This is a genomic window from Microcystis aeruginosa FD4 (assembly GCF_009792235.1).
Taxonomy (GTDB): Bacteria; Cyanobacteriota; Cyanobacteriia; order Cyanobacteriales; family Microcystaceae; genus Microcystis; species Microcystis viridis.
In genome coordinates, this window is the sequence record NZ_CP046973.1 from 1,439,025 (window position 1) to 1,462,758 (window position 23,734).

Genomic DNA, 23,734 nt, shown 5'->3' on the forward strand with positions numbered 1-23,734 from the left:
TTTTACTGTAAGCCTTTTTGTTACCCTAAGCAATACTAAATCCTGTTTAAAAGGTATAGGAGAGTGGGGCGCGCTGGAGCAGTGAGCATTTGTACTAAATTACCATACGCAGTTTAAATGCAGTACAGCTTATCTAAGGGAGGACTTATGCCCTAGGCCTCTGCCAAGCACACTAGGCGTGATGTAGGGATGCCAAGGCCTAGCTCCAAAATGTAACGTGGTCAAGATTAACCCGACCACAAAATTAAGTGGGTGGGTGGAATTAAATATAAGATGAACGGAGGTTGGGCTTCGGCCGTGAGCTTTTGCCGAACGGTTGAAGCATGAAACCCAACGCCCACATGGGTTACGAAGTGCGCTAACCCATCCTACAAATAATTGTGCCTCCCTACTTAATTAGGGTCTGCAGCAAAAAGTTTTCCCTGGGGGCAGGGTGTGGGGTGTGGGGTGTGGGGTGTAGGGTTTTACCGATTTTCAGGTGGTCAACTACCTAATTTTCAGGGAAAAAGTACCTGAATTTTCCCCCCGATCACCCCTAGCCAAGGCACTTTTTGATGGGAAAAAAGTCTAAAAGTATTATCCAACAAGGTTTTTAGATTTATTCAGCAGACCCTAATTAGGGCTGGCTGAATAAATGTGAAATGTATGCAAAGTAAGGGTTTTGGGGCTTTACGAGCGAAACAGGTGCAAGATTTTGAGAGAATCGTGGTTCAAAACCTTGCATCTTCATCGGCCCGCGTCCTGTAGGGGCGAAGCATTCGGGCAATAACCTATCGGTGAAACCGGAGATTTTCTATCCGAATGCTTCGCCCGTACTTTTTGCTGCAAACCCTAATTAGGGCTGGCTGAATAAATCTAAAAACCTTGTTGGATAATATTTTTAGGCTTTTTTGAAATCAAAAAGTACCAGCCTTTGGAGTGATCGGGGGGGAAATTTAGGCAGTTTTTCCCTGAAAATTAGGTAATTGACCGCCTGAAAATCGGTAAAACCCTACACCCTACACCCTACACCCCACACCCACGAAAAACTTTTTGCCGCAAACCCTAATTATGCTCGCATTTTACCGACCGGGCAAGATGTCTGTTAAGATTTGTTCATGGCAACTTTAACTCTCACACTTAAACTTCCTTTTTATCGGTTAAACCAGTGCAAAGCACAAGAGTTTGAGCGACTGACTAAACAGCTTATCGATTACTCGACTCGATTAAAGCGCTAGTCAACCCTTCTAGGGTGTATTCTCGCGCCTCGATATCAACACGACCAAATAACTCTTGACAGGTTTTTGAAGTTTGCGGACCGATAGAAGCAAGACAAACTTTTTCTAATAGAGAATTAACCGATAATTCTCCCGTTTCTTGCAGCAATAACTGATAAAAATTCTGGACGGTTTTGGAACTAGCAAAGGTGACTATATCGACTTTTCCATCTCGAAACGCTTCCCAGATGCGACTATCCATGTGCGCGGGACATCCGGAATAATATGCGGCCACTTCCGTCACCTGACCTGCTTTGGCCGTTAATTCCTTAACCAAGACCTCTCTCCCTCCCGTTTCCACGCGAGGAAAGAGGAATTTTTGCCCCCTAATCGGGTCGGGAAACTCGTTTACCAAGGCATCAGCGACAAAATCCCCCGGGATAAAATCCGCCTTTAATCCGCGTGAGTGTAAAACTTGGCTGGTTTTTTTGCCCACCACGGCGATTTTTACGGTCGCTAAAGCCCTAGCATCTTTTCCCCAAAATGTCAAGCGATCAAAGAAAAAATTAACAGCATTGGCAGAAGTTAAAATCAGCCAATCAAACTCTTTTAACTGACCGATGGCATCGTCTAAACCTTGCCAACGGTTGGGGGGACGAATCTCTAAAGCGGGCATTTCTAGGACTTCTGCGCCTTGATTTTGCAAAATTTCGCTAAATTGACTCGTTTGCTCGGCGGCACGGGTAATAACAATTGTTTTACCGCCTAGGGGTGGGGGAGAGGACATAATCGCCAGATCCACAACTTGACCAATGACCATAATAGAGGGTGAGAGGGACACCCCAGCAGTTTGAGCGAGAATATTTTCTAAAGTGCCGCGCCAAATTTGTTGATCCTTGCGCCCCGCTTGGCGGATAATAGCGATCAAGTCGTGAATATTTCGCCCATTTTGGCATAATTTCTCGATAATTTGCCCTAAAGACTGACCGGCCATCAATAGCACCAGTGTATCAATTTTAGCTAAAGCTGACCAATCGAGAGACTCGGGATCGTGAGCGCTCAAGACAGCAAAACAGCGACTAATATCCTTTTCGGTCAGGGGAATTCCAGCCAATAAAGGAGCGGCTAAAGCGGAGGAAATACCGGTTATCAGTTCAAAATCACAGCCAGCCTGCTTTAAGGCTAACATTTCAGGATATACTCGCCCAAAAACACCCGGATCACCACTTTTGAGCCGAATAACTCGTTTTCCCTCTTGACAATAATTAACCAATATCCGATTAATCTGATTTTGCTCGGCCCCGGGTTGTCCCCCCCGTTTGCCAACATCGACTAAAACACAGGTTTTCGGCACGAGGGAGAAGATTTGACTATCCACTAGGGCATCATACAGCAAAACCTCGGCCGTGGCTAAAATTGCTCGCGCTTGCAGGGTGAGAAAACTGCTCTGGCCGATTCCCGCACCGAGAAGATAAACTTTACCCCGGGGATGGACGACTGCTGACATAATCGCAAATTTGGGTTTAATCTTTAAATCTAGCACTTGGAGAAGAAACAAATTACTAGCGCAACAAGGGCAGCAGTAAAGTGACGAAATAATATACTAGGGGAGCGGTGAACACATAACTATCAGTGCGATCGAGTATACCACCGTGACCGGGGATTAACTGCCCGGAATCCTTGACCCCGGCATCGCGTTTCATCATCGATTCCGTCAAATCGCCCAATAAACTGACAATACCAATTAATAAGCCCAAAAATAAGCCCGTCAGCTGCCAATAGGGCCAATCTAAATACCAAGCACCCAACTCGGCCACCGCTATACTGCCTAAAATGCCAAAAAAGGAACCTTCCACGGTTTTTTTGGGACTAATCAGCGATAAACTGGTTTTCCCTAACCATTTTCCCATGACATAAGCTCCGATATCGGCAGCCCAAATGCAACCGAAAGCTAGAAAAGTCACCGTCAAAGCGGCCGGGAATAATTTCGGTTCCATCCACGATTCTGGCCAATATCCCATCAAGGGTAAGTTACTGGCAATGGCCACAGGATTACTTTCAGGAGAAAAACCGACCCGTAAACGAATCCAATAACTAGGTAAGTAACCACCGTAAAACAGACCGAGAATTGAGGTGGAAATGTCGGCAATTGTCGCCATTTTTGGCTGAAAGAGCAGATAAAAACAAATTAACGCCCCAGCCAGGGGAAACATGGCATCGGTGAGGGGGTCCGCCATAGTTGCCGTCAGTAGTAATAATTGCGAAACTACGAGAGTGGTTTTAGCGGCCGGTTCAATCCCTTTAGCGCGAACTAAGCGAAAATACTCTAATTGTCCCAAAAAGACGATAACACCGATGCCGAGGGTGAAATACCAACCCCCAACGATGATAATTCCCAGTGCGAAGGCAATAGCAAAAATAGCGCTGACAATGCGTGGCCAAGGCATGGTTAATCCAGAGAAATTAGGCGGCATTGTCATAATTATATAGATTAAGAAAACTTTATGGAAGGTTATCCCCAATTAAAGTTTATCGCCACTCAGGATAAACATGGGATCAACGGCGGCAAAAACTTGGTGAATACCCCTAGTTTCTAGGCGATTTACTGCCGCTTGGACAATCTCGATATTACGCGCCTGTAAATTAGAAAAGCCTTCGGAAAATTGATAGAGGGTTTCTAAATTATTGGCCGTAGCCACGATGCGGCCGTTGGGTTTCAGGTATTGCCACACTTCTTGCAGGACTGATTTAATCGGTTTGCCGCCCTCGATACAGACGCGATCGGGTGCTAGGGATATATTGGCTAGACAATCGGGAGCGCTGCCTTCAAAAACCGTAACATTTTTTACCCCGAAGCGATCGCAATTACGGCGGATTAAACTGGCCACTTCTTCATCCCTTTCAATGGCAATAATCGGACTATTGGGACATAATAAGCCAATTTCAACGGGAATAGTGCCAGTTCCTGCCCCGATATCCCAGAAAACCCCCCCATCGCCTAACCTCAAAGCGGAAATCATCAATAATCTCACCTCGCGTTTACTCAGGGGAATCCCGGGCAAACGTTCAAACAATTCATCGGGAATACCGGGGGTTTTATATAACCAAGTCATGGGGAATCAATTATTGAGAAGCTTCACTACTAAGCATTATTATACAAATTTGTCAAGTTTTCTTTATCAGTTAAACGGGGACTTTTCTCAGGATAAAACCCTGATTATAGCTCTAAAAAGCTATTGTTTGTCATTAGACCTCCTACAGAAATCGGAACTTAATTAGGGGCTGCTGAAAAAGTTTGTTGGTGGGGTTAGGAGTCAGGAGTTAGGAGTCAGTAGCCGGTCGTCAGGAGCCAGGAGCCAGTCGTTTCAGGCTTTGTTGTCCTCTTTTTTTTGTACCAGTTTGTGTACTTAAAGAAGGATAATACAAGGTTTTTGAAGGTCTTAATCCTATTTTCGCAGCATGAACATCGGATTTTAGCAGGTCAAAAGCCTTATTTTAAAAGGGTTTTACCATTATTCAGCAAGACTTAATTATCTAAAAATAAAGTAAAACAGTCAGAAAAACAATGACTTACGACGGGAAAATGGGGAAATGGGGCAATTCAACTAAAACCCCAAAACCCTAAAACCCCAACACCCAACACCCCGGAATCCCTTGATGTTGTTTATGTTAAAAGAGAACGCTTTTGTGGAGTATATCCTGAAACATTTAAGGATATGGTCAAAGTTCTGGCCGCCGAAAAAGTTCTGCCCAAAAAATCTGGAAGACCAAGTAAATTGAGTCTAGAAGACCAAATCTTGATGACATTTTATTGCCCACATAAGTAGGGTCTGCTGAATAAATCTAAAAACCTTGTTGGATAATACTTTTAGACTTTTTTCCCATCAAAAAGTGCCTTAGCTAGGGGTGATCGGGGGGAAAATTCAGGTACTTTGTCCCTGAAAATTAGGTAGTTGACCACCTGAAAATCGGTAAAACCCTACACCCCACACCCCACACCCCACACCCTGCCCCCAGGGAAAACTTTTTCAGCAAGCCCTAAGTAGGGAGGCACAATTATTTGTAGGATGGGTTAGCGCACTTCGTAACATAATCGGGCATTGGGTTTCATGCTTCAACCCAACCTACGTTCATCTTATATTTAATTCCACCCACCCACTTAACCTTGAGTACTACTACCGACATAAAAACCGATGAACCAATTAAACTTAGAAGTTGCGGGAAAAAAAGAACGTTTAGACGCTTGGATGGGGTCACAATTGCCCGATTTATCGAGATCGAGGCTGCAAAAACTGATAGAACAGGGATATATACAGTTAAATGGTCAAATTTGCACCAATAAAAATACTAAAGTTGGTCAAGGCGATCGCTTAAAGATTACCATTCCCGACAGTCAACCCCTGCAATTAACCGCCGAGGCGATCGATCTTGATATTCTTTACGAAGACGACTATCTGATTATTATCAATAAACCTGCCGATTTAGTGGTTCATCCGGCCCCCGGCCACGAATCGGGAACCTTGGTCAACGCTTTACTGCATCACTGCCCGAATTTAGCCGGAATTGGTGGAATTCAACGCCCCGGTATAGTTCACCGTTTAGATAAGGATACCACGGGTGCGATCGTTATTGCCAAAACCGACCAGGCCCATCAACACCTACAGGCACAATTAAAAACCAAAACTGCCCGCCGGGAATATATTGCCCTTGTCCATGGTGTCCCCAAAAGCGAAACAGGTACAATTGCTCTGCCCATCGGTCGTCACCGCAGCGATCGCCAAAAAATGGCGATTATTGCCGTGGAAAAAGGCGGTAGAAATGCTGTTACTCACTGGCAAGTCAAGGAAAGACTAGGCAACTACACCTTAATGGAATTTCGCCTAGAAACTGGCAGAACTCATCAAATTCGCGTTCATAGCAGCCACATCGGTCATCCCATTCTTGGGGATCCCCTCTATAGTTCCGGTCGTTCCATGGGGATTAATCTACCAGGGCAATTACTCCACGCTCATCGTTTAATCTTAATACATCCGGTCACGGGAGAGAGCCTAGAAGCGATCGCCCCCTTACCCGCTATTTTCCCGAAAGTTTTAGCTATTTTACGGCAGAGAAACCCCTAGCGCACAAATTGGGGCATAATCTCCGCTGCTGTCCATAATCCGTAGATACCGCGACGATGTAGGGAAACCCCCGCTTTCAGATAACCGAAAGCTGGTCCGCAGACATTAGCCGCCATACTGGTTTCATCACCTAAAGTGAAGGTATGGGTGGAAATTTTGCCTTCAAAAGTCCGCCCCGTGACTTTAACATTGGTACTCAAGGGCTTTTTCGGGTTGCGCGTATCCACCACACCCCCGACGGAAACCCGATCGCGTCCACAAATTCCGGCCAATTCCAGCATAATATCGTCCGCGTGTTCCATATTTTCGAGGCTGAGAATGCCATTGGTTTTATTTAACAGCATTTCCACTTCCGCATCACTCATCTGGCGGGCCGTTTCTGGGTCGTAACCGGGTAAATGGGCGATATCTTCGCGAATAGTGGCACGATAAGCCTCCCAGTTGGCAATTCCCACGCCAAAGGTAATTTTAACGCTATGAATCTCTGCATAACTCTGAGCAGCTAGGGCGGCAGCCGCAGTTAACAGTCCGGGGGTAGCACCGCAGCCTGTCATGTAGGTGATGCCGGCGGCTTGTAGGTCTGCTTGTAGTGCTAAGATTTGTTCCATGGCGCTGGTGCGTTTGAGGGCATCGACTAAAACTCCGCGCCAACCTAAGCGAATGAAAGTTTTAGCGATATCGGCCATGAAATTGTTAGGCAAATTCGGTAAGGCGAGAAAATAGCCGTCCACATCGGCAGTTTTGATTAATTCCTCGATACTGTTCTCGCTGAGACTGCCGTAATTTTCCAGATAACCGATCGAACCCTGGTCATGATAAATTTTGTTACAGGTATTGACATCTAGACCGTCTTTATGGTATGCAAAACCAGCTTTATCGGCGGCGGCAGTCCAGAGCATTTCCTGTTTGGGGGCGAGAATTCTAGCGGCAGCCTGTCCTAAACCACCAAAACCTAAAACACCGATCCGAAGGCGATCGCTGGCTATTTGTTTATTCATATTTGTTCTGATTCCTATAGACAAAATTCTATGATCTCGGCGGTCGTGGTTCGCCGTTGCATCTCCTTTATTTTCAATTTATCGCTTCAGGTCGTCTTTTTTGTGTAGTTTTGTTAAATTATGCCTACTAGGTTAAGGTTCGCCCTTGACGATGAAGAAAAGTTACGGGAAACTTACAAAAAATGAAAGTGGTTGGCTGAGATAATATAAAGTTTTGCTAAAATTTTAACCAGATTGCTACGATTAGCAAACTATCGTAAATTAAAACGATAGGGAGCTTTGCCAACCCCAGATCACGCCGAGAAGAGCTATGAGCATGGAAAGCCTAGAGTTTATCATCTATCCCGATGGTCGCGTCATGGAAAAGGTGACAGGCATAGTCGGTTCATCTTGTCAAGAGGTGACGGCGGCGATCGAGGCACAACTCGGGCAGCTGATGTCTCAAGAGAAAACCTCGGATTATTACCATCAAACCGTCAGCCAGTCAGAGAAAGTCAGCAACGCAGCCACTTTTAGCGACTGGTAATTTTTCATTTTTCCCAATCCCTTTATTTAAGCCACTGAAAAGCCATGTCACACTTTAGCAATATCAAAACCAAAATCCGCAATCTATCCTACCTAAAAGCCGCCCTGAGCGATATGGGGATGGAATGGAAAGAGGGTTCCCACCCCGTCAAAGGTTATCAAGGTCAAACTTTAAGCGCAGAGGTGGTAATTGAGCAAGATAACAATTACGATATCGGTTTTCGCTGGAATGGTAACGAGTACGAGTTAGTTGCCGATTTGCAATACTGGCAACAACCTCTAACCGTAGAAGGATTTTTAAGAAAAGTAAATCAAGGTTATGCCTACCACACCATTCTGGCAGAAACTGCTAAACAGGGTTTTCAGGTGGCAGCACAGGAAAAAAATACTGATGGTTCCATTCGTCTAGTGGTACAACGTTGGAGTGCCTAATGGCTGATTTTTCTCCCGAACGCTCTGGTTTTGAACCAGAGTTAGGGGGATTCCTAAGAGATTCCCCCGATCGCACTGGTTTTGAACCGGAATTGGGCGGTTTACTGCGCCAGAAAGCGGTTTACGTCGATGAGGTCACTTGTATCGGTTGTAAACACTGCGCCCACGTTGCCCCCAATACCTTTTTTATTGAAGGTGAATACGGTCGCTCTCGGGTCTATAATCAGGACGGTGACGAAGAAGAAATTATTCAAGAAGCGATCGAGACTTGTCCGGTTAACTGTATTCACTGGGTTAATTATCATCAGTTGTCATCCCTTGAGGAAGAACGCAAACATCAAGTGATTAAACAGTTAGGTTTTCCTCAGATTCACAAGAAATTTAGCCCCGCAGATTTAGACATTTAGGGTGGATAGGTGCAGCCTGATCCATCCATTATTTCCTAGCAGTCATGGCAGCGGTTCTCGATCGAATCTGCTACAGTTCTTAAATGAACACCCAACTGGTTGATTCTCTCGCACGAATTATTCTCTCTCTCTCCGAGGAAGAAAGAGAGTTACTGAATCGAAAAATTCAGAGCGAACAACGAGAAAATTTGCAGATTCACGCTCAAATTTTGGATTTAGAAAACCGTGTCAAGCAATACGAAAATCAATATCCCATGAGTTCGGAAGAATTCTATCCTAGATTTCGTTCTGGTGAGCTAGGGGACGATATGGATTATTTCGAGTGGAATGTTTATTATGAAATGCTATTGGCAGCTAGAAAAGAGATAGGTTTACGATCGAATTAGATGGAGATAGCCGATTATATTCGCGAGGTTTGGATCGTTACGATAAGCTATCGCTATCAATGGATGGACGCAAGCAAACAGAAGTTAAGAAAACGCTGGGATAACGTAGAACATTTTCCCGATCTACCCAATTTTCCCGATCATGTTCATGTAGGAGACGAGTTAAACGTTCAACCAAGCGAATCTAGAAATATTTTACAAATTATCACTGTAATCGAGCGCGAGATCGAGATTTTGTAAACAGAACGCATTCTAGAGCGAACCCACGTCCTAAAAATCGCCAAATTTCGAGCGAGTCGCCAGAATTATCCGCCAGTTCGCGGGGTGGGAGCGATCGGACCTCGCGGTTACGGTGGCGTAACGGTTGGCGATGGAGTGGTTGCGATCGCTAGAGAAATCCGTATAATATCCCTAGTAGCGTGTTGTACGGTAAATTTTCAACTATCATCCCCGTCGAGGAGGAAATAATGTCTGATCTTAAGATACTGGAATTGTTTAATACTAAAGCCGAAAAGATTCATAGATCGAAATTTTCAGAATATCTTAACCGAGAACGAGAGGTTACTTGTAGAATTACTAACGATCAGGTAGAAGTAAGGGACTGGCGTGGGAATAATATCCCAGCTTTGAAAATCGCTCTGTAGAAGAATCAGACTAGCCAGATGGCACATTATCAAAGCGCAAGTCCCTTATTGGAAGGGGTTCTCGAAGGCTCTCCCCCTACTTAGGGTGATCAGCAAACCCCCTCCGCGCGGAGGGCGCAAGCTTTGCGCCCCTACAGTAACGGATTTTGTCCACAATGTAGGGGCGAACTGCGTTCGCCCAAAAGGTACATTATCAAAGCGCAAGTCCCTAACAGAAATCGGGCCAGATGAAGATTCTATATCAGCCGCTATGCTGACACTAAGAATGTTCATCCAAAAAAGTGAGGTCATTTCTTTCAAAAACATGGAAGACTTATACTCTAGACTCAATATTTCTAAAAATCTAAAAGATGAGTTCAAGAGCCTTATATCTGAACTCAACGATTATCTTGATCGCTATTCTCCACTCACAATAAACAGCCATGAAATGCGTTTTGAAAAGTTGTCAACTTCAGAACCAAACCCAGACCAGCTTACTAATAGAAAATTAATGGATATATATTTGTATGGAGACTATGCACACTTGGATTCAAGCAAAAGGGTTCTGTTCGAGAGAATAGCGCAAAATACTCTGTTTGCGCCAATGGGGAATCATGTATTTGTCACTATAGTTAACAAACTTGTGGAGATGGCTCTTCTCGACTTTGTGTGATAATCAGTGCTGATTATTCCTAGTAGTCTTGCTAGGCAAGGCTTTGAAGACTATATTTCTGGAAAATTATCCCTATTCTTCTTCCTGCCACACAGAAACGAGAAGAGCCTGGAGATTATTGATCGTGCAGTTGAAATGAATAAACAGGCTATTGAGCAATTAAAAGATCAGATCTAGTTCGAGCGCCGATCAACCAGAGCGCGTGTTCCGTAAGGAAACCCGACAACTTCGCATAAAATTAACGAGATGGGTGTTAGGTTTTGTGCCTCTACATTTATTAATAGTGCGATTGCGGCTCTGGTAACTATTGTAGAGTACGAAGCGAAGCATGAAAAGTAACGCTCCGACTTATCGAATTTTCTTTCGCTATAATAAACCTATCCCTCTCAAATAACCACAAGGATACAAATGCCAGCCATATCCATGTTTTACGGAATTATTATTTATATGTACTTCATGGACAATAAACAACACCATAAACCTCACATTCATGCTAGATATCAAAATTCGGAAGTCATTGTCGCCATTCCAGATGGAGAAATTCTTGAAGGCTCTATTCCTAATGCTAAAATGAAATTACTTTCCGCTTGGATCGAGATTCATCAAGATGAATTGATGGCTAACTGGGAACTCGCTATTTCAGGACAACAACCGTATAAAATTGAACCACTGAGATAAATGATGAATCCTAGAGTTAAAGAAGTTATCCCTTTGCCCAACTATCAATTACAACTCATCTTTACTAATGAAGAAAAGAAAATTTATGATTGTTCACCACTGCTCGATTTTGGCATCTTTCAAGAACTTAAAAACCAACATTATTTTAATCAAGTAAAAGTTCTAGATGGTACGGTAACTTGGCCGAACGAACAAGATATCTGTCCGGATACTCTCTATCTTGACTCCATTTCCCAAGCCTAGAACAGTTCGATCGAGGAAACCCGACAACAAAAGTAACGCTCCCACTGATCGGATTTTCTTTCGCTACAGCCTTTCTCAGAAAGATGAGGTTATACTAAATCCGTTGAGTAACGCACAGAAAACGGGTTTCTCGGAGAAACCCGTTTTCTACTCATGCACTCATGCAAAACGGAGAATAAATAATCAGTTTTTAATAACTGGATTTAGTATTAGTTATTGTCGCTAAAATACTTGATGAGTAAGGATTACTCTGTACTTCATCTCTAGGAGAAAGAATGAGAAATTTTCTATTTACCCGGTGATTGCTGTGGGGAGGGAAAAGTTAGACGCAATCGGGGCAAAATGATAAGTATTTTATATGCAAATACCTTCAATACTTAAAAATATTTAAATTTACAATTGGTAATATTTATTTTTACTCAAGATTTTATTGAGAATAATTTTTATTTATTTACGAGATAGCAATACTTCCAGCGATTCTGGTATAATTTTGCATTATGCTATGGTGGGTTTTTCTGTGCTTTTTTGGACTTTTCAAGGTCTAGCTTGCCTTGAAACCATTGCTAAATCTAGACTTTCCCTTTTAGCCAAACCAAACACTTTCGCCAATTATCCCTTTTTTCCCTAACAACGTTGATCTAATTTTTGTGTAGTTTTGTTGCAAAGTCAAAATTTTTTTGACAAAATGCCTAAATTGTGATATGGACGAAGTGTGACGGGATTGAGCAGAGACTTCGTACCTCACCCTTAAGATAACTGCTAGAGTTGTTTTTTCTTCTATTTGAATTGATAAAAATAGATTTATTTGATGTTGTCTGTGGAGATTTTTTGGGTAATATAAACCGCTCTCTTGTTTATTACCAGGTTTGATCTTGATCGGGAGTAGCAGATGAAGCGCTCCATGACCGTTGGGATTAGTAGTGTATTTTTTCTGGCGATCTCCTCTTTTCCTGCTCAGGCGGAATTAGTAAGAATTGGTGAGAGTTATCGGGACGGAATTATTATGTATATGTACTTCATGAACAATAAACAACACCATAAACCTCACATTCATGCTAAATATCAAAATTCGTAAGTCATTGTCACCATAAAATCAATGACAACTCATATTTACTAATGAAGAAAAGAAAATTTATGATTGTTCACCACAAAAGCGAGGTTCTTCACCCCGACATTTGAGATAAAAACTAAGAACTAGCCACCCAGAGTAAAGAGACTTCATCGAAAATTTGGGTCTGAAACCCCGTCGTTCTACGACGGCTTTACCGTTAAATATTAACACATTTACGAAATATATGCTAAAATGTGAGACATGGAAAAAGCCTATTCGTTTCGATTTTACCCCACACCCGAACAAGAGTCCCTATTGCGGCGCACTTTGGGCTGTGTAAGATTGGTTTACAATAAAGCTCTCCATGTCAGAACACAAGCTTGGTATGAAAGACAAGAAAGAGTAGGATATACTGAAACTTCTTCAATGTTGACCGATTGGAAAAAGCAAGAAGAATTAGACTTTCTCAATGAAGTAAGCTGTGTACCTTTACAACAAGGGTTAAGACACCTACAAACAGCTTTCACTAACTTCTTTGCTGGTCGTACTAAGTATCCTAACTTTAAGAAAAAACATCAGGGAGGAAGTGCCGACAAGTAACCACTCAATTAGTTCGTGAAAACCAAACGATTGTGGTTGAGAATTTAGCCGTCAAGAATCTGGTCAAAAACCCGAAATTATCTCAGGCAATATCTGATGTAAGCTGGGGAGAAATCACCCGACAATTAGCCTATAAATGCCGTTGGTATGGGAGAAATTACATCGAAGTAGATAGATGGTTTCCCAGTTCTAAGCGGTGTAGTAATTGCGGGTATATTGCTGAGAAAATGCCGTTAAATATTCGAGAATGGGACTGTCCAGACTGCGGGACTCACCATGACCGAGATATTAACGCTAGTAAAAACATTTTGGCCGCAGGGCTTGCGGTGTCAGTCCGGTTCGCGACCATAAGACCAGAACAGAGTAAATCTGTTAAGGCAGGTGCGGAACCCCGCAAGGGAAAGAAGCAGAAACCTAAATCGTGAGGTTTGGGAATCACCGTCCGTTTTACGGCGGCGAGGATGTCAAGCGAGTAGAGATATAATCATCTATTGGTTCTGGTAGTGGCAACTTAGGGACTTGCGTAGGAATAATATCCCAGCTTTGAAAATCGCTCTGTAGAAGAACCAGACCAGCCAGATGGCACATGATCAAAGCGCAAGTCCCTAACATCTCGAAGGCTCTCCCCCTACTTAGGGTGATCAGCAAACCTGAGCGATCGGAGGGCGCAAGCATTGCGCCCCTACAGTAACGGATTTTGTCCACAATGTAGGGGCGAACTGCGTTCGCCCAAAAGGTACATTATCAAAGCGCAAGTCCCTTACCGATCGAAACCTTAATTCCCATCTCCCAAACACTGGCAACCGAGAACCATATTTCATTAGTTTCATCTGCGATCTGTTCAATTACGCTCTCGTTTAACTTTTCTGGTTGAGAAAACCACCATAACCAGCATTGAGTATCTAATAAAAGCCTCACTCCGCACCACCCTCAAAGGCAACCAAAATATCTTCCGGTAGAGGAGCGTTAAAATCATCAGGTACAATAAATTTTCCCCGATCTTGTCCTAAGCTAGACCGACGACCCAAGGATGTCCGAATTGGAACAAGCCTGGCAATGGGAACACCCCGGTTGGCAATGATAATTTCTTCCCCAAGCTCCACGCGGGATAAGAGCAGAGAAAGGTTTGTTTTAGCCTGATGGATATTTACAGTTTCCACGATCTGAAAAAACTAAGTCTATAAACTAAGTTTAGTCTAGCAGGTCCAAATTAGGGCGATGGCGAAGGCACTAGGTAGCGGCAGGGTGGCGAATTTAGTATTAACTAAAATTCTCCAAAGCTTCAAATTGACGTAAGGCAAGACTAGAACCTTGATTCCAGCCTAATTCTACATAATAGGGGAAAAGTTTCTTGATATTTATATCGGGAAAGAGACGACTATTTTCCCTTTCTTGATAACTGTCTTCTCTGAACAGATAAATTTTTAATTCTTCCCGACGATAAACCCACAATTCAGGTATTTTCAACAATTGATAAGCACCTACATCAGTCAGGGAAGTAAAATCCACTTCTATAGCTAAATCGGGAGGAGGATCGACAGTTAAATCAATTCTCTCTTTGCCTAAAATTGCCTGTCTATTATCAATATAAAAACAAGTATCTGGTTCTACTCCTGCTTCCCCCAGAATTTTCAAGGTAATTGGATCAAAACATTGCCAGTCTTTACCTTGACGACGAAGGATAATTTTTACTAAATCCCTTAATGTATCAACACGATTGCCATGACTTGGTAAAGGAGACATAAGCCTAATTTCTTGAGTTTTGCGATTAAAATAGAGTTTGGGATAGGTTTTTTGGAGACGTAAACTCAGCAATCTTTCGTAATCTTCCCAAGTCTGATCAGGGAAAATAACTTGACTTCCGGGAGATAAAGATAAAGTATTTTCGTTGAGAGTAATTAGTAGCATTTTGGTAATTATTTTTGATTTTTTGCTGTTATCTCTTATTTTTTTTCGGCGGAGGAGACTTCTAACACCGCTTTCGGGTAGGCAATGCGTTGATGGTGGAATTGTTGCCAAACTTGCACAAAAATCTCGGCAATAATTGGTAATTCCTCCTGACGAATACCACTATCTACTAATTGTTGATCGCGCCATCGGGCCTGAAAAATCTTTTTGATCATATCCATAGCTTGTTCTGGGGATGCCTCCTTCAGCGATCGCAAAGCGGCCTCGCTACTATCGGCCAACATCACGATCGCCGTTTCTCGCGATTGGGGAATCGGACCATCGTAGCGAAAGGCCGCCTCATCGACGATTTCTTGACCATTTTGGGCGGATTTTTGCAAAGCTTGCTGATAAAAATAGGAAATTAAGAGATTGCCTTGGTGTTCAGGAATAAAATCGCGAACCACTCGCGGTAAACCGTGTCTGCGGGCCATGACTAACCCTTCGCTAACGTGCTTTTTAATAATCTCGGCGCTGACGTAGGGATCATTAATTTCATCGTGTTTATTCGGGCCACCCATTTGATTTTCAATAAAACCGAGGGGATCGTGCATTTTCCCGATATCGTGATAAAGAGTTCCCGTGCGAATTAATTCCACATTACAGTGCAGTTTTCGGGCGGCCGCTTCCGCTAAACAGGCGACAAAAAGGGTATGTTGAAAAGTACCAGGCGCTTCCGTGGCCAAACGTTTGAGCAAACTACAATTAGGATTGGACAACTCCACCAGACGAATGGGAGTGACCACATCGAAACAGCGTTCCAAATAGGGGGATAATCCTAGAGCGATTACCGTCCAAGCTATTCCCGATAGACCATAGACGAGCGCCGTGGGTAGTAGAGTATAGATGATCGTGCTGGCCGTGGCGCTAACGATTAGGTAGGTGAGCAGATAAACACCCCCTTGACTGACTCCGATGCCCATCCCTAGCAGCGATAATTCATCCCGGGAGCGCAATTTTGCCGCTATTATGGCCGCTAATAGTCCCCCGATCGTCCCGGCGATTAAATCGGCGCTGATGCCTTGGATGCTGAATAGGGAAAGACCGGCAGTTAAGAGGACTTGGGTGACGGCCAGAGTCGGGCCATAGAAACTGCTGACTAATAAACCCACGGCTGCCAGATTGGTAAAGGGAATATTGGCGATCGCTAGAATCGGTGTGGTAAAACTTAGTAAACCCAAGAGAATAAAATCCCGGTGACGCAGGGGCCGATGGAGACGCTGGGCCACCAGGCAAAAAGTCCCGATCGCGCTGGTGACAAGGATTGCTGTTGCACCTAAACCCATCCAGTTAATGCCCCGTTCGCTTAAACCAAAGCCATCGATGAGAATAAACTGAGCTTGAGTAATTTTTTCACCTGCTTTAACGATAATTTGACCGGTTTGAGCGGTAAACATGACCATATCTACCGCTTCCACCGCTTTAGTGGCTTGTTCTTTGGTGGCCTGTCGATCTTCTATCAGGTTCGTTTGTCCCTCTAGGACAGCTAGAAGGATATTTTCGGCTAAAAGCTGCTGGCGACGGTTTAGGCGATCGCTGCTAATCTGCACGGCGATGGTATCCTGTAGGTGACTGGTGGAAATCCCCGGGGGAATGCCTTGCACCAAAATCCGGCGACCCGCTTGCAGGACGGCTGTTTCTAGGTTTTGCCACTCTCGATCGCCCATTTGAGCTACTGCGATCAGATCGGCATATTTGAGTTTATTTAAGCTGGAATGCCGATAATTTTGGCTGGTTTGCTCCTGTATTTGCCGTAATTGCCCTAATCGATCGATAAATTGCTCAAATTTCCCCTTCGTCACGCGCTGACGATAGGCTTGGATTTCGTACCTAGCATATTCCTGCTCTTTTGTCAAGGGTTTTGCAAAAGATTCTTCATAGTTGAGGCCGCTTTGTAGAGTTGACCATTGAGCGGCAGAAAAGGTGAGCAGCGTTCCCAGTGTGGCGTTAGAAATAGTCCTGCTCAGTAAAATCGAATTTTTTCGCAGAATTGGGCTAATTTGACTTAATTGCCCTAAAGTGTCCCGTAGCGATCGCTCAATCTCGGCAGTGGTTTGGGGGTCTCTTTTCAGCCGGGGGAGCAGTCCAGCCCGAATTTTTTGGCGTTTGAGGTCGGTGGTTTCTTGGTCTTGAAAACTGGCATCTTCGGGGGCGATAATTGTGACCGGAGAAATAGTCCCGACGGCCAATTTCGGCTGATTATAGAAACGATAACCGACTACGCTAGTCAGACAACCGACGGTAAACAGGAAGATTAAGGGTCGTCGCAGTTTACCTAGGGAGTAAGACCGAGATTTTCGGGCAGAATCAGGAAAAACAGTGAAAGAATGCAGAAAATGATTCATAAATTCCAGCTAAATTCTACAAACTGCGCCACCATGCCCAGAGGAAAAAAACCAGCAATTTGGTTGTGTGTTCCCTTTTCTATTGTAAGGATTCCCTGTACAGAAAAAATTTTTTCTCGAAAGGCATCTAGATTAACTTGATGCGGGGGTTTTTGCCTTCTGGTGCGCCCAAATAACCCCAAAACCCGTAGGGGCGCATCGCGGGGACCCAAATAACCCCAAAACCCGTAGGGGCGCATCGCGGGGGCCCAAATAACCCCAAAACCCGTAGGGGCGCATCGCGGGGGCCCAAATAACCCCAAAACCCGTAGGGGCGCATCGCGTGCGCCCAAATAACCCCAAAACCCGTAGGGGCGCATTGCGTGCGCCCAAATAACCCCAAAACCCGTAGGGGCGCATCGCGTGCGCCCAAATAACCCCAAAACCCGTAGGGGCGCATTGCGTGGGCCCAAATAACCCCAAAACCCGTAGGGGCGCATCGCGGGGACCCAAATAACCCCAAAACCCGTAGGGGCGCATCGCGGGGGCCCAAATAACCCCAAAACCCGTAGGGGCGCATCGCGGGGGCCCAAATAACCCCAAAATCGCCCCAAAACCCCAAAAAACGGGCGGGCCGATAATTGCCGGTGGGCGAACGCAGTTCGCCCCTACAAAATCGACCCGCCTTTGGGCGGAAAAGAAAGGAAAAGAGAAAAAATAGGGAATGAAGGTAAAAAGAGAAAAGAAGGTGAAAAGGGTTACAGAGTCCTCCCGACACCGCACACCACGGGAAAGTTAGACAAGGAGAGATTATTTTGATTGATTTTCCTTAATAGTGTTGAAAGCTTGCTCACTTTTAGTAAGTGTCATTTTTGGCTTTTATTGTTTAAAGAGGGATGGCGGTTTCTAGGGAAATTTTCAGATTCCTGTTCTCAGAAATCCTATAGTTAAGTTTTTCAAAACCAATAACTTCGCCTTTTTGATTTTTCATTAAAATAACTTCGTCGCCAGTTTCTTCGCAGAGATATTCCGAGGAGCGATCGCCAAACCACACGGTTAAGGTATTGCCCATCGGATCATAATAAACGTTTACTTCTGCCATAAAATTTCCCCTTCTTTAATTGCATCGGTGGGATAAGTGGTAATTAGGAAACCATCACCATTGAGTTTTCGGATAATGGCACAGAGCCAACGTTTTGGTCGTTGAAGTTGATAAAAAAGATAAACATTGGGATCACTGCGGCTACGTCGAATTTCATCAGGTTGGCTAAGGGTTTCTTGGACTAATTTTTCTTGTCCTTTCATTATAGGATGTTTTATCTGGGTGATAATTTCCCAATAGGCAACAGTGACGCAGATCGTACAATTAAGAGGGGTTGAAATCTCAAAAAATAGATCATTTTTGCTCATGTTTTGTCCTCATCAGCAAATTCTTAGTCAAGATGAAAACGGGCATCTTCGGGGGCAATAATTGTGACCGGAGAAATAGTCCCGACGGCCAATTTCGGCTGATTATAGAAACGATAACCGACTACGCTAGTCAGACAACCGACGGTAAACAGGAAGATTAAGGGTCGTCGCAGTTTACCTAGGGAGTAAGACCGAGATTTTCGGGCAGAATCAGGAAAAACAGTGAAAGAATGCAGAAAATGATTCATAAATTCCAGCTAAATTCTACAAACTGCGCCACCATGCCCAGAGGAAAAAAACCAGCAATTTGGTTGTGTGTTCCCTTTTCTATTGTAAGGATTCCCTGTACAGAAAACGGGTTTCTCCGAGAAACCCGTTTTCTACTCATGCAGACGCCCCCCTTCTAGGGGCAGGGGGGGATCGAACCCAAATAACCAGATTTAGTATAACCCCTAAACTAATACGCTTGTACTATAGTTACCCCAAAAAATCGCCGGAAAAGGGAAAAAGAGAAAAGAATAAAGGGAAATCAAGTCCTGGGGACGCGGCAGACAACTCGAAAACCGTTGAAGATGTTGATGCGGTTGTCGGGGTCGTTCCCGTTACGATTCGCACTGCGACAGTTCCTCGGACGGCTGTCCCAAGAACCGCCGCGTAGTACTCTAGTTCTTTTATCACTTAATAGTTGTATAACATTATTTTTATCAAGTAAATATTGCTCCTCGCTTTGTTCTTCATCCCAAACTTCGCTATCAGTCCGCGTTTTATCCTGATAGCTTTTGTGCCAAGGATCTAAACACCATTCCCAAACATTGCCATGCATATCATACAGCCCAAAGGCATTGGGGGGAAACTGTCCCACGGGGGTCGTTTGTCCTCGATATTCTCCCTTTGGTTCGTCAGCGTAGGTATGGCCAGCATTGTAGTTGGCTAATTCTCCGGTAATGGTTTCCCCAAAGTAAAATGGGGTGGTTGTCCCGGCACGACAAGCATATTCCCATTCTGCTTCGCTCGGTAGCCGGTATTCCCTTCCCCTTAGTTTCGATAGTTTCGATAATCTCGCGCAGAACTCGATCGCATCATACCAACTAACTTGTTCCACGGGACGGCGATCGCTATCGGGACGGTCTTTAAAATAGGCTGGGTTAGATTCAAGGTCTTGTTTAACTTTTAAATCCGTGCGGGACGCGATCGCTCTCCACTGCGCTTGGGTGATGGGATATTTACCCATGAAAAAGGGGGGAACAGTGACCTGATGTTGGGGTTTCTCATCATTATCTCGTTCTCCGGCTGGTGAACCCATCGTGAATGTCCCCCCCCGGTATGGCAACCATTTCTAGGGTGATGTCGTTGCCCAAATCTTGGCTGAAATATTGGGACTGTTTCCACTCTTTTTTGATTTGCTCACCCTTCGCATTTACTTCCACGATTTCAAAGTTAAATACCTTGAGTCCATTTTCTTGAGAAGGCTTAGGGGTGGATGACCTATTTCCCTCAGACTGCCTGACGGGTTCAGGAGCAGTAGGAATCGAAGACGACTGTGACTGTCTTCGAGCGATACGCTTGATAGCTTCGATCGCCTCTAAATCCCCACGGGATGCTCCCAAGACACGAATCCATAACTGTTCAGCTAAGTCAAGATCGCTCCTATTTTCTGCTAAGGAAGCCTGATACTTTAGGGGTTGCACGTCCTTGAGCGTGGCAACTTGTTCTAGCAAAATAAAATAGAGCTTGTGGGGCGGTTCTGCTTTCAGATAGGGATTCTGTCTCGGTTTCCCATATCTAGCGTTAATTTTCTCGACTTGACGGCGCAGGTATTCGTCTAGACGCTCTACCGTAGCGCAATTGGCTTCTCCTTGCCGCCGCAATCCTTCCAGCAGCGTATGGGTAAATGAGCCTTGTTGCAACTCGTCGATCTCCCATGACTGCTGATTGGCCGTACAGGAATAGAAGGTTATGACTCCCTGATGCTCCTCCTCTCCAATGCCCAGACCGCCTCGGCTGTCCTCATCTCGACAGGCATCTAACAATAGTACGACGTTATCCGCACCAGACCTCCGCAGCCGCTCGGTGACATAATCCACCGATACAGCCGTTTCTCTTACATTGCCCGGATCACTGTCGGGCAACATTAGATAGTCTTTGTCTTGATAGCGCCTGCCGTGGCCAGCAAAGAAAAACCAGAGGTTGTCTCCAGACTTAAGCAGGGGAGTCTGGAACTGCCTCTGAAGAAACCGCTTGAGACGACCGTGGGTTAGTTGCGTGGCAATGGGGGGACTAGCAGGAATGGGTGGAGAATCTTCGGTAAAGAGAAATATCCCACTGCGATCGAATCCTCCCTCCCCTTCACACCAAGCTTTGATCGCTTCTGCATCTTTCTTGGCGTATTTCAGCGGCTTGAGGTTGTCATATTCATTGATGCCGATCGCTATCACCCAGTTTTTAGCCATCTTTCCTCTTGAACTTAAACGTCATCGCTCCTTTACCTCCCGCTTTGCCCCCGACCCCAAACAGGCTAACTTGCCCTTCCCCATTAATTTCTACAGACAGTTCCACTTCATCGAGTCGGATTTTAGCACTTGGAGGGTCGGCTTCATCGAGCATTTCCCGCATCGCTTTGAGAAAGCCCTGCATTTCTAGCTTCAGTTTGGACACATCCACTTGACTTCTTTCGGTGGCCGCAACTGGCGAGCTTTTCTGCTCACCGAGCCTTCCCCCGATATCACTGCTACTTCTAGCGCCAGTGGGCGTTTCTCGAATCTCAGATTCACCCGTAATAATCCATATTTTACTGGGAGTTGCGATATCTTCGGTCATTGTCTTGATTTCCCCTAAATGTTATCTCGCTTGCCTTTAGCCAAACTTTCTCACCCTATCGTACAGAGATTTGTGGTTTGCCCATAACAATTACATTTTTAGTCGATTTCTCGGAATAAATAGGGTTTGCTGAAAAAGTACGGGCGAAGCATTCGGATAGAAAATCTACGGTTTCACCGATAGGTTATTGCCCGAATGCTTCGCCCCTACAGGACGCGGGCCGATGAAGATGCAAGGTTTTGAACCACGATTCTCTCAAAATCTTGCACCTGTTTCGCTCGTAAAGCCCCAAAACCCTTACTTTGCATACATTTCACATTTATTCACCAAGCCCTAAATAGCTGAAAATTTGTCAAAACGTGCTGCTTTGCCTACCGCATAAGCGACTAAACGTAGCAAAAATAAAAAATTAGATTGGGAGAATGAATCAACCTACCTGCTCCAGTTATAGTAGGTTGATTCATGAATCAACCTACCTGCTCCCTAGTAGGGAGATTTAGCGATCAACTGACCCCATAATAATATCAATACTGCCTAAAATCGCCATAATATCGGCAACTTTTACCCCTTTGAGGATATGAGGCAGAATTTGAAGATTATTAAAATCGGCGGCCCGAATTTTCCAACGCCAAGGGAAAACATCATCATTACCGACGATAAAGATACCTAATTCCCCTTTACCGCTTTCCAAACGCACATAATGTTCACCTTTAGGGATTTTGAAAGTGGGGGCGACTTTTTTGGCGATATATTGATAGTCAAAATCATTCCAAGCTGATTTTTTCCCTTCTGCCATCCGTTTCGCTTCCAGATTTTCGTAGGGACCACCGGGTAAACCTTTCAGTGCTTGCCGGATAATTTTCACCGATTCGCGCATTTCCCGAATCCGCACCAGATAACGAGCAAAACAATCGCCGGCGGTTTCCCAATGCACTTCCCAGTCAAAATCGTCGTAACACTCGTAATGGTCAACTTTTCTTAAATCCCATTTCACCCCAGAAGCGCGTAACATCGGACCAGATAAACCCCAGTTAATCGCTTCGTCTCTGGTAATGCAGCCTACCCCTTCAATACGACGGCGGAAAATCGGGTTATTAGTGATTAATTTCTCGTATTCGTCCACTTTTGGGTCAAAATAGTCACAGAAATCCACGCACTTATCCACCCATCCGTAGGGTAAATCTACCGCCACGCCACCAATACGGAAATAATTATTATTAATTAATCGCATTCCCGTCGCAGCTTCCCAGAGGTCATAAATCATCTCCCGTTCCCGGAAAATGTAGAAAAAGGGAGTTTGTGCGCCTACATCCGCCATAAAGGGGCCTAACCAGAGTAAATGGTTAGCGATGCGGTTGAGTTCCAACATAATCACCCGGATATATTGCGCTCGTTTGGGAACGGCGATATCGGCTAATTTTTCGGGAGCATTGACCGTAATCGCCTCATTAAACATCCCTGCGGCGTAATCCCAACGACTAACGTAGGGAACGTACATGACATTGGTGCGATTTTCGGCAATTTTTTCCATGCCCCGATGAAGATAACCGATCACGGGTTCGCAGTCAATCACGTCTTCCCCGTCAAGGGTGACGATTAAGCGCAAAACTCCGTGCATCGAAGGGTGATGGGGTCCCATGTTTAAAACCATGGGTTCTGTTCTCGTTTCAATTTTTGCCATAGGGCTACCGATGATCCCGAAAATCTTTTTAAAGTTATTATAGGTAAACGCCTTGACAATACACAAGGACTATCGGGTATCAGTAATCAGTGATCAGTGATCAGTAATCAGTGATCAGTAATTAGTAATCAGTGATCAGTGATCAGTAATCAGTGATCAGTAATCAGTAATCAGTAGTCAGTCCCGATGAAAAAATTTTCACCCCCACAGATGAAAGAGGTTTCCTTCCCTACACCCCACACCCTACACCCCACACCCTACACCCCACACCCTACACCCCACACCCTACACCCCACACCCTACACCCCACACCCTACACCCCACACCCCACACCCCACACCCCACACCCTACACCCCACTTCCCCACTTCCCCACTTCCCCACACCCCACACCCTACACCCCACACCCTACACCCCACTTGCCCACTCGATCGAGTACAATAGAGTGTTCAGCAAAAACGATCAGCTATTAGCTTTGATTAGTCCTTCGGTGAGAGTTATAGACCAGAGAAAAGAGCTATTAAGAGCGGCAATAAGCTAAAAAAGCTCAAAAACTGAATTTTAGGCTGAAGGCTGACGGTAGCTTGCTGAAAGCTGAATCCATTGATAATTTTTTACTTGAAT

The 23,734-nt window shown here is 44.7% G+C and carries 25 protein-coding genes and 4 pseudogenes; 14 read left to right on the top strand and 15 right to left on the bottom strand.

The features are described 5' to 3' along the window. Window positions 1-1,185: 1,185 nt before the first annotated feature. Genes cobA through cbiT form a run of 3 tightly spaced genes read right to left on the bottom strand, consistent with a single transcriptional unit; the run spans window position 1,186 to window position 4,309 of the window. On the bottom strand, window positions 1,186-2,703 hold the full coding sequence (gene cobA / locus GQR42_RS07360; RefSeq protein WP_158199467.1) for a uroporphyrinogen-III C-methyltransferase: 1,518 nt from the start codon (window positions 2,701-2,703) through the stop codon (window positions 1,186-1,188). Window positions 2,704-2,758: 55 nt separating this feature from the next. Beyond that, on the bottom strand, window positions 2,759-3,676 hold the full coding sequence (locus GQR42_RS07365) for a phosphatidate cytidylyltransferase (protein ID WP_158199468.1): 918 nt from the start codon (window positions 3,674-3,676) through the stop codon (window positions 2,759-2,761). A gap of 42 nt (window positions 3,677-3,718) precedes the next feature. Next, window positions 3,719-4,309 (bottom strand): precorrin-6Y C5,15-methyltransferase subunit CbiT, encoded by a 591-nt coding sequence (gene cbiT / locus GQR42_RS07370; protein WP_149988633.1) that lies wholly within the window; start codon window positions 4,307-4,309, stop codon window positions 3,719-3,721. 1,080 nt (window positions 4,310-5,389) lie between these two features. Here cbiT and GQR42_RS07375 point away from each other — a divergent pair. Continuing rightward, window positions 5,390-6,316: an RluA family pseudouridine synthase gene (locus GQR42_RS07375; RefSeq protein ID WP_158199469.1), complete on the top strand. Its 927-nt coding sequence runs from the start codon at window positions 5,390-5,392 to the stop codon at window positions 6,314-6,316. On the opposite strand, the gene bioU is transcribed toward GQR42_RS07375, so the two are convergent. Continuing rightward, window positions 6,313-7,314: a (S)-8-amino-7-oxononanoate synthase BioU gene (gene bioU, locus GQR42_RS07380; RefSeq protein WP_158199470.1), complete on the bottom strand. Its 1,002-nt coding sequence runs from the start codon at window positions 7,312-7,314 to the stop codon at window positions 6,313-6,315. The two genes, GQR42_RS07375 and bioU, sit on opposite strands and share 4 nt — an antisense overlap. Before the next feature lie 310 nt (window positions 7,315-7,624). On the opposite strand from bioU, the gene GQR42_RS07385 reads away from it, so the two are divergent. The 12 genes and pseudogenes from GQR42_RS07385 to GQR42_RS07435 all read left to right on the top strand — a co-directional run bounded on the left by GQR42_RS07385 (window position 7,625) and on the right by GQR42_RS07435 (window position 13,357). Beyond that, window positions 7,625-7,840, top strand: a complete 216-nt coding sequence (locus GQR42_RS07385) for a DUF2997 domain-containing protein (protein ID WP_002752708.1) — start codon at window positions 7,625-7,627, stop codon at window positions 7,838-7,840. Window positions 7,841-7,884: 44 nt separating this feature from the next. Next, window positions 7,885-8,271 (top strand): DUF1257 domain-containing protein, encoded by a 387-nt coding sequence (locus GQR42_RS07390; RefSeq protein WP_158199471.1) that lies wholly within the window; start codon window positions 7,885-7,887, stop codon window positions 8,269-8,271. Next, window positions 8,271-8,678, top strand: a complete 408-nt coding sequence (locus tag GQR42_RS07395; RefSeq protein WP_158199472.1) for a ferredoxin — start codon at window positions 8,271-8,273, stop codon at window positions 8,676-8,678. The genes GQR42_RS07390 and GQR42_RS07395 overlap by 1 nt, the downstream gene beginning before the upstream one ends. An 83-nt stretch (window positions 8,679-8,761) precedes the next feature. Beyond that, window positions 8,762-9,064: a hypothetical protein gene (locus GQR42_RS07400; RefSeq protein WP_158199473.1), complete on the top strand. Its 303-nt coding sequence runs from the start codon at window positions 8,762-8,764 to the stop codon at window positions 9,062-9,064. Continuing rightward, window positions 9,065-9,304, top strand: coding sequence for a toxin-antitoxin system TumE family protein (locus GQR42_RS07405; protein ID WP_233271308.1), 240 nt, complete (start codon window positions 9,065-9,067; stop codon window positions 9,302-9,304). It begins immediately after the preceding gene. 227 nt (window positions 9,305-9,531) lie between these two features. Continuing rightward, window positions 9,532-9,708, top strand: a complete 177-nt coding sequence (locus GQR42_RS28455) for a hypothetical protein (protein ID WP_233271309.1) — start codon at window positions 9,532-9,534, stop codon at window positions 9,706-9,708. An 85-nt stretch (window positions 9,709-9,793) separates the two neighbouring features. After that, window positions 9,794-10,360: a hypothetical protein gene (locus GQR42_RS07410; protein WP_158199474.1), complete on the top strand. Its 567-nt coding sequence runs from the start codon at window positions 9,794-9,796 to the stop codon at window positions 10,358-10,360. 6 nt (window positions 10,361-10,366) lie between these two features. Next, the gene (locus GQR42_RS07415) at window positions 10,367-10,537 is read left to right on the top strand and encodes a hypothetical protein (protein ID WP_158199475.1); all 171 of its coding nucleotides are present in this window, start codon (window positions 10,367-10,369) and stop codon (window positions 10,535-10,537) included. Between the two features lie 231 nt (window positions 10,538-10,768). Beyond that, window positions 10,769-11,038 carry a type II toxin-antitoxin system toxin DhiT gene (gene dhiT / locus GQR42_RS07420; RefSeq protein ID WP_158199476.1) on the top strand — a complete coding sequence of 90 codons (270 nt, stop codon included), beginning with the start codon at window positions 10,769-10,771 and terminating at the stop codon, window positions 11,036-11,038. Next, window positions 11,039-11,281, top strand: a complete 243-nt coding sequence (locus GQR42_RS07425) for a DUF2442 domain-containing protein (protein ID WP_233271311.1) — start codon at window positions 11,039-11,041, stop codon at window positions 11,279-11,281. An 889-nt stretch (window positions 11,282-12,170) separates the two neighbouring features. Then, on the top strand, window positions 12,171-12,356 hold the full coding sequence (locus GQR42_RS28460) for a DUF4160 domain-containing protein (protein WP_233271312.1): 186 nt from the start codon (window positions 12,171-12,173) through the stop codon (window positions 12,354-12,356). A gap of 237 nt (window positions 12,357-12,593) precedes the next feature. Beyond that, window positions 12,594-13,357 (top strand): annotated as a pseudogene (locus GQR42_RS07435) (RNA-guided endonuclease TnpB family protein). Window positions 13,358-13,676: 319 nt separating this feature from the next. On the opposite strand, the gene GQR42_RS29880 reads toward GQR42_RS07435, so the two are convergent. The 11 genes and pseudogenes from GQR42_RS29880 to GQR42_RS07485 all read right to left on the bottom strand — a co-directional run bounded on the left by GQR42_RS29880 (window position 13,677) and on the right by GQR42_RS07485 (window position 23,111). Continuing rightward, window positions 13,677-13,850 carry a type II toxin-antitoxin system VapC family toxin gene (locus tag GQR42_RS29880; protein WP_334310607.1) on the bottom strand — a complete coding sequence of 58 codons (174 nt, stop codon included), beginning with the start codon at window positions 13,848-13,850 and terminating at the stop codon, window positions 13,677-13,679. Beyond that, window positions 13,847-14,092: a type II toxin-antitoxin system Phd/YefM family antitoxin gene (locus GQR42_RS07445; protein WP_158199477.1), complete on the bottom strand. Its 246-nt coding sequence runs from the start codon at window positions 14,090-14,092 to the stop codon at window positions 13,847-13,849. Before GQR42_RS07445 ends, GQR42_RS29880 begins: the two co-directional genes overlap by 4 nt. A 100-nt stretch (window positions 14,093-14,192) precedes the next feature. Beyond that, a complete protein-coding gene (locus GQR42_RS07450) occupies window positions 14,193-14,840 on the bottom strand; it encodes a Uma2 family endonuclease (protein ID WP_158199478.1) in 648 nt (215 codons plus the stop codon). 35 nt (window positions 14,841-14,875) lie between these two features. After that, complete coding sequence (locus GQR42_RS07455) at window positions 14,876-17,224, bottom strand: HD family phosphohydrolase (RefSeq protein ID WP_158199479.1); 2,349 nt, start codon at window positions 17,222-17,224, stop codon at window positions 14,876-14,878. 865 nt (window positions 17,225-18,089) lie between these two features. After that, a complete protein-coding gene (locus tag GQR42_RS07460; RefSeq protein ID WP_002800147.1) occupies window positions 18,090-18,305 on the bottom strand; it encodes a DUF2283 domain-containing protein in 216 nt (71 codons plus the stop codon). Beyond that, window positions 18,293-18,613, bottom strand: coding sequence for a DUF4258 domain-containing protein (locus tag GQR42_RS07465; protein ID WP_158199480.1), 321 nt, complete (start codon window positions 18,611-18,613; stop codon window positions 18,293-18,295). The genes GQR42_RS07460 and GQR42_RS07465 overlap by 13 nt, the downstream gene beginning before the upstream one ends. Before the next feature lie 35 nt (window positions 18,614-18,648). After that, window positions 18,649-18,861: pseudogene (locus GQR42_RS07470) on the bottom strand (hypothetical protein); the annotation flags it as partial. Window positions 18,862-19,142: 281 nt separating this feature from the next. After that, a pseudogene (locus GQR42_RS28465) lies at window positions 19,143-20,064 on the bottom strand (formylglycine-generating enzyme family protein); the annotation flags it as partial. Window positions 20,065-20,400: 336 nt separating this feature from the next. Next, a pseudogene (locus GQR42_RS28470) lies at window positions 20,401-21,063 on the bottom strand (caspase family protein); the annotation flags it as partial. Further along, window positions 21,056-21,430: a Pepco domain-containing protein gene (locus GQR42_RS07480; protein ID WP_158199481.1), complete on the bottom strand. Its 375-nt coding sequence runs from the start codon at window positions 21,428-21,430 to the stop codon at window positions 21,056-21,058. The pseudogene GQR42_RS28470 and the gene GQR42_RS07480, both read right to left, overlap by 8 nt. A gap of 496 nt (window positions 21,431-21,926) precedes the next feature. Then, on the bottom strand, window positions 21,927-23,111 hold the full coding sequence (locus GQR42_RS07485; protein ID WP_002767386.1) for an NAD(P)H-quinone oxidoreductase subunit H: 1,185 nt from the start codon (window positions 23,109-23,111) through the stop codon (window positions 21,927-21,929). Between the two features lie 186 nt (window positions 23,112-23,297). On the opposite strand from GQR42_RS07485, the gene GQR42_RS07490 reads away from it, so the two are divergent. Beyond that, complete coding sequence (locus GQR42_RS07490) at window positions 23,298-23,651, top strand: hypothetical protein (RefSeq protein WP_158199482.1); 354 nt, start codon at window positions 23,298-23,300, stop codon at window positions 23,649-23,651. The last annotated feature ends 83 nt before the right edge of the window (window positions 23,652-23,734 follow it).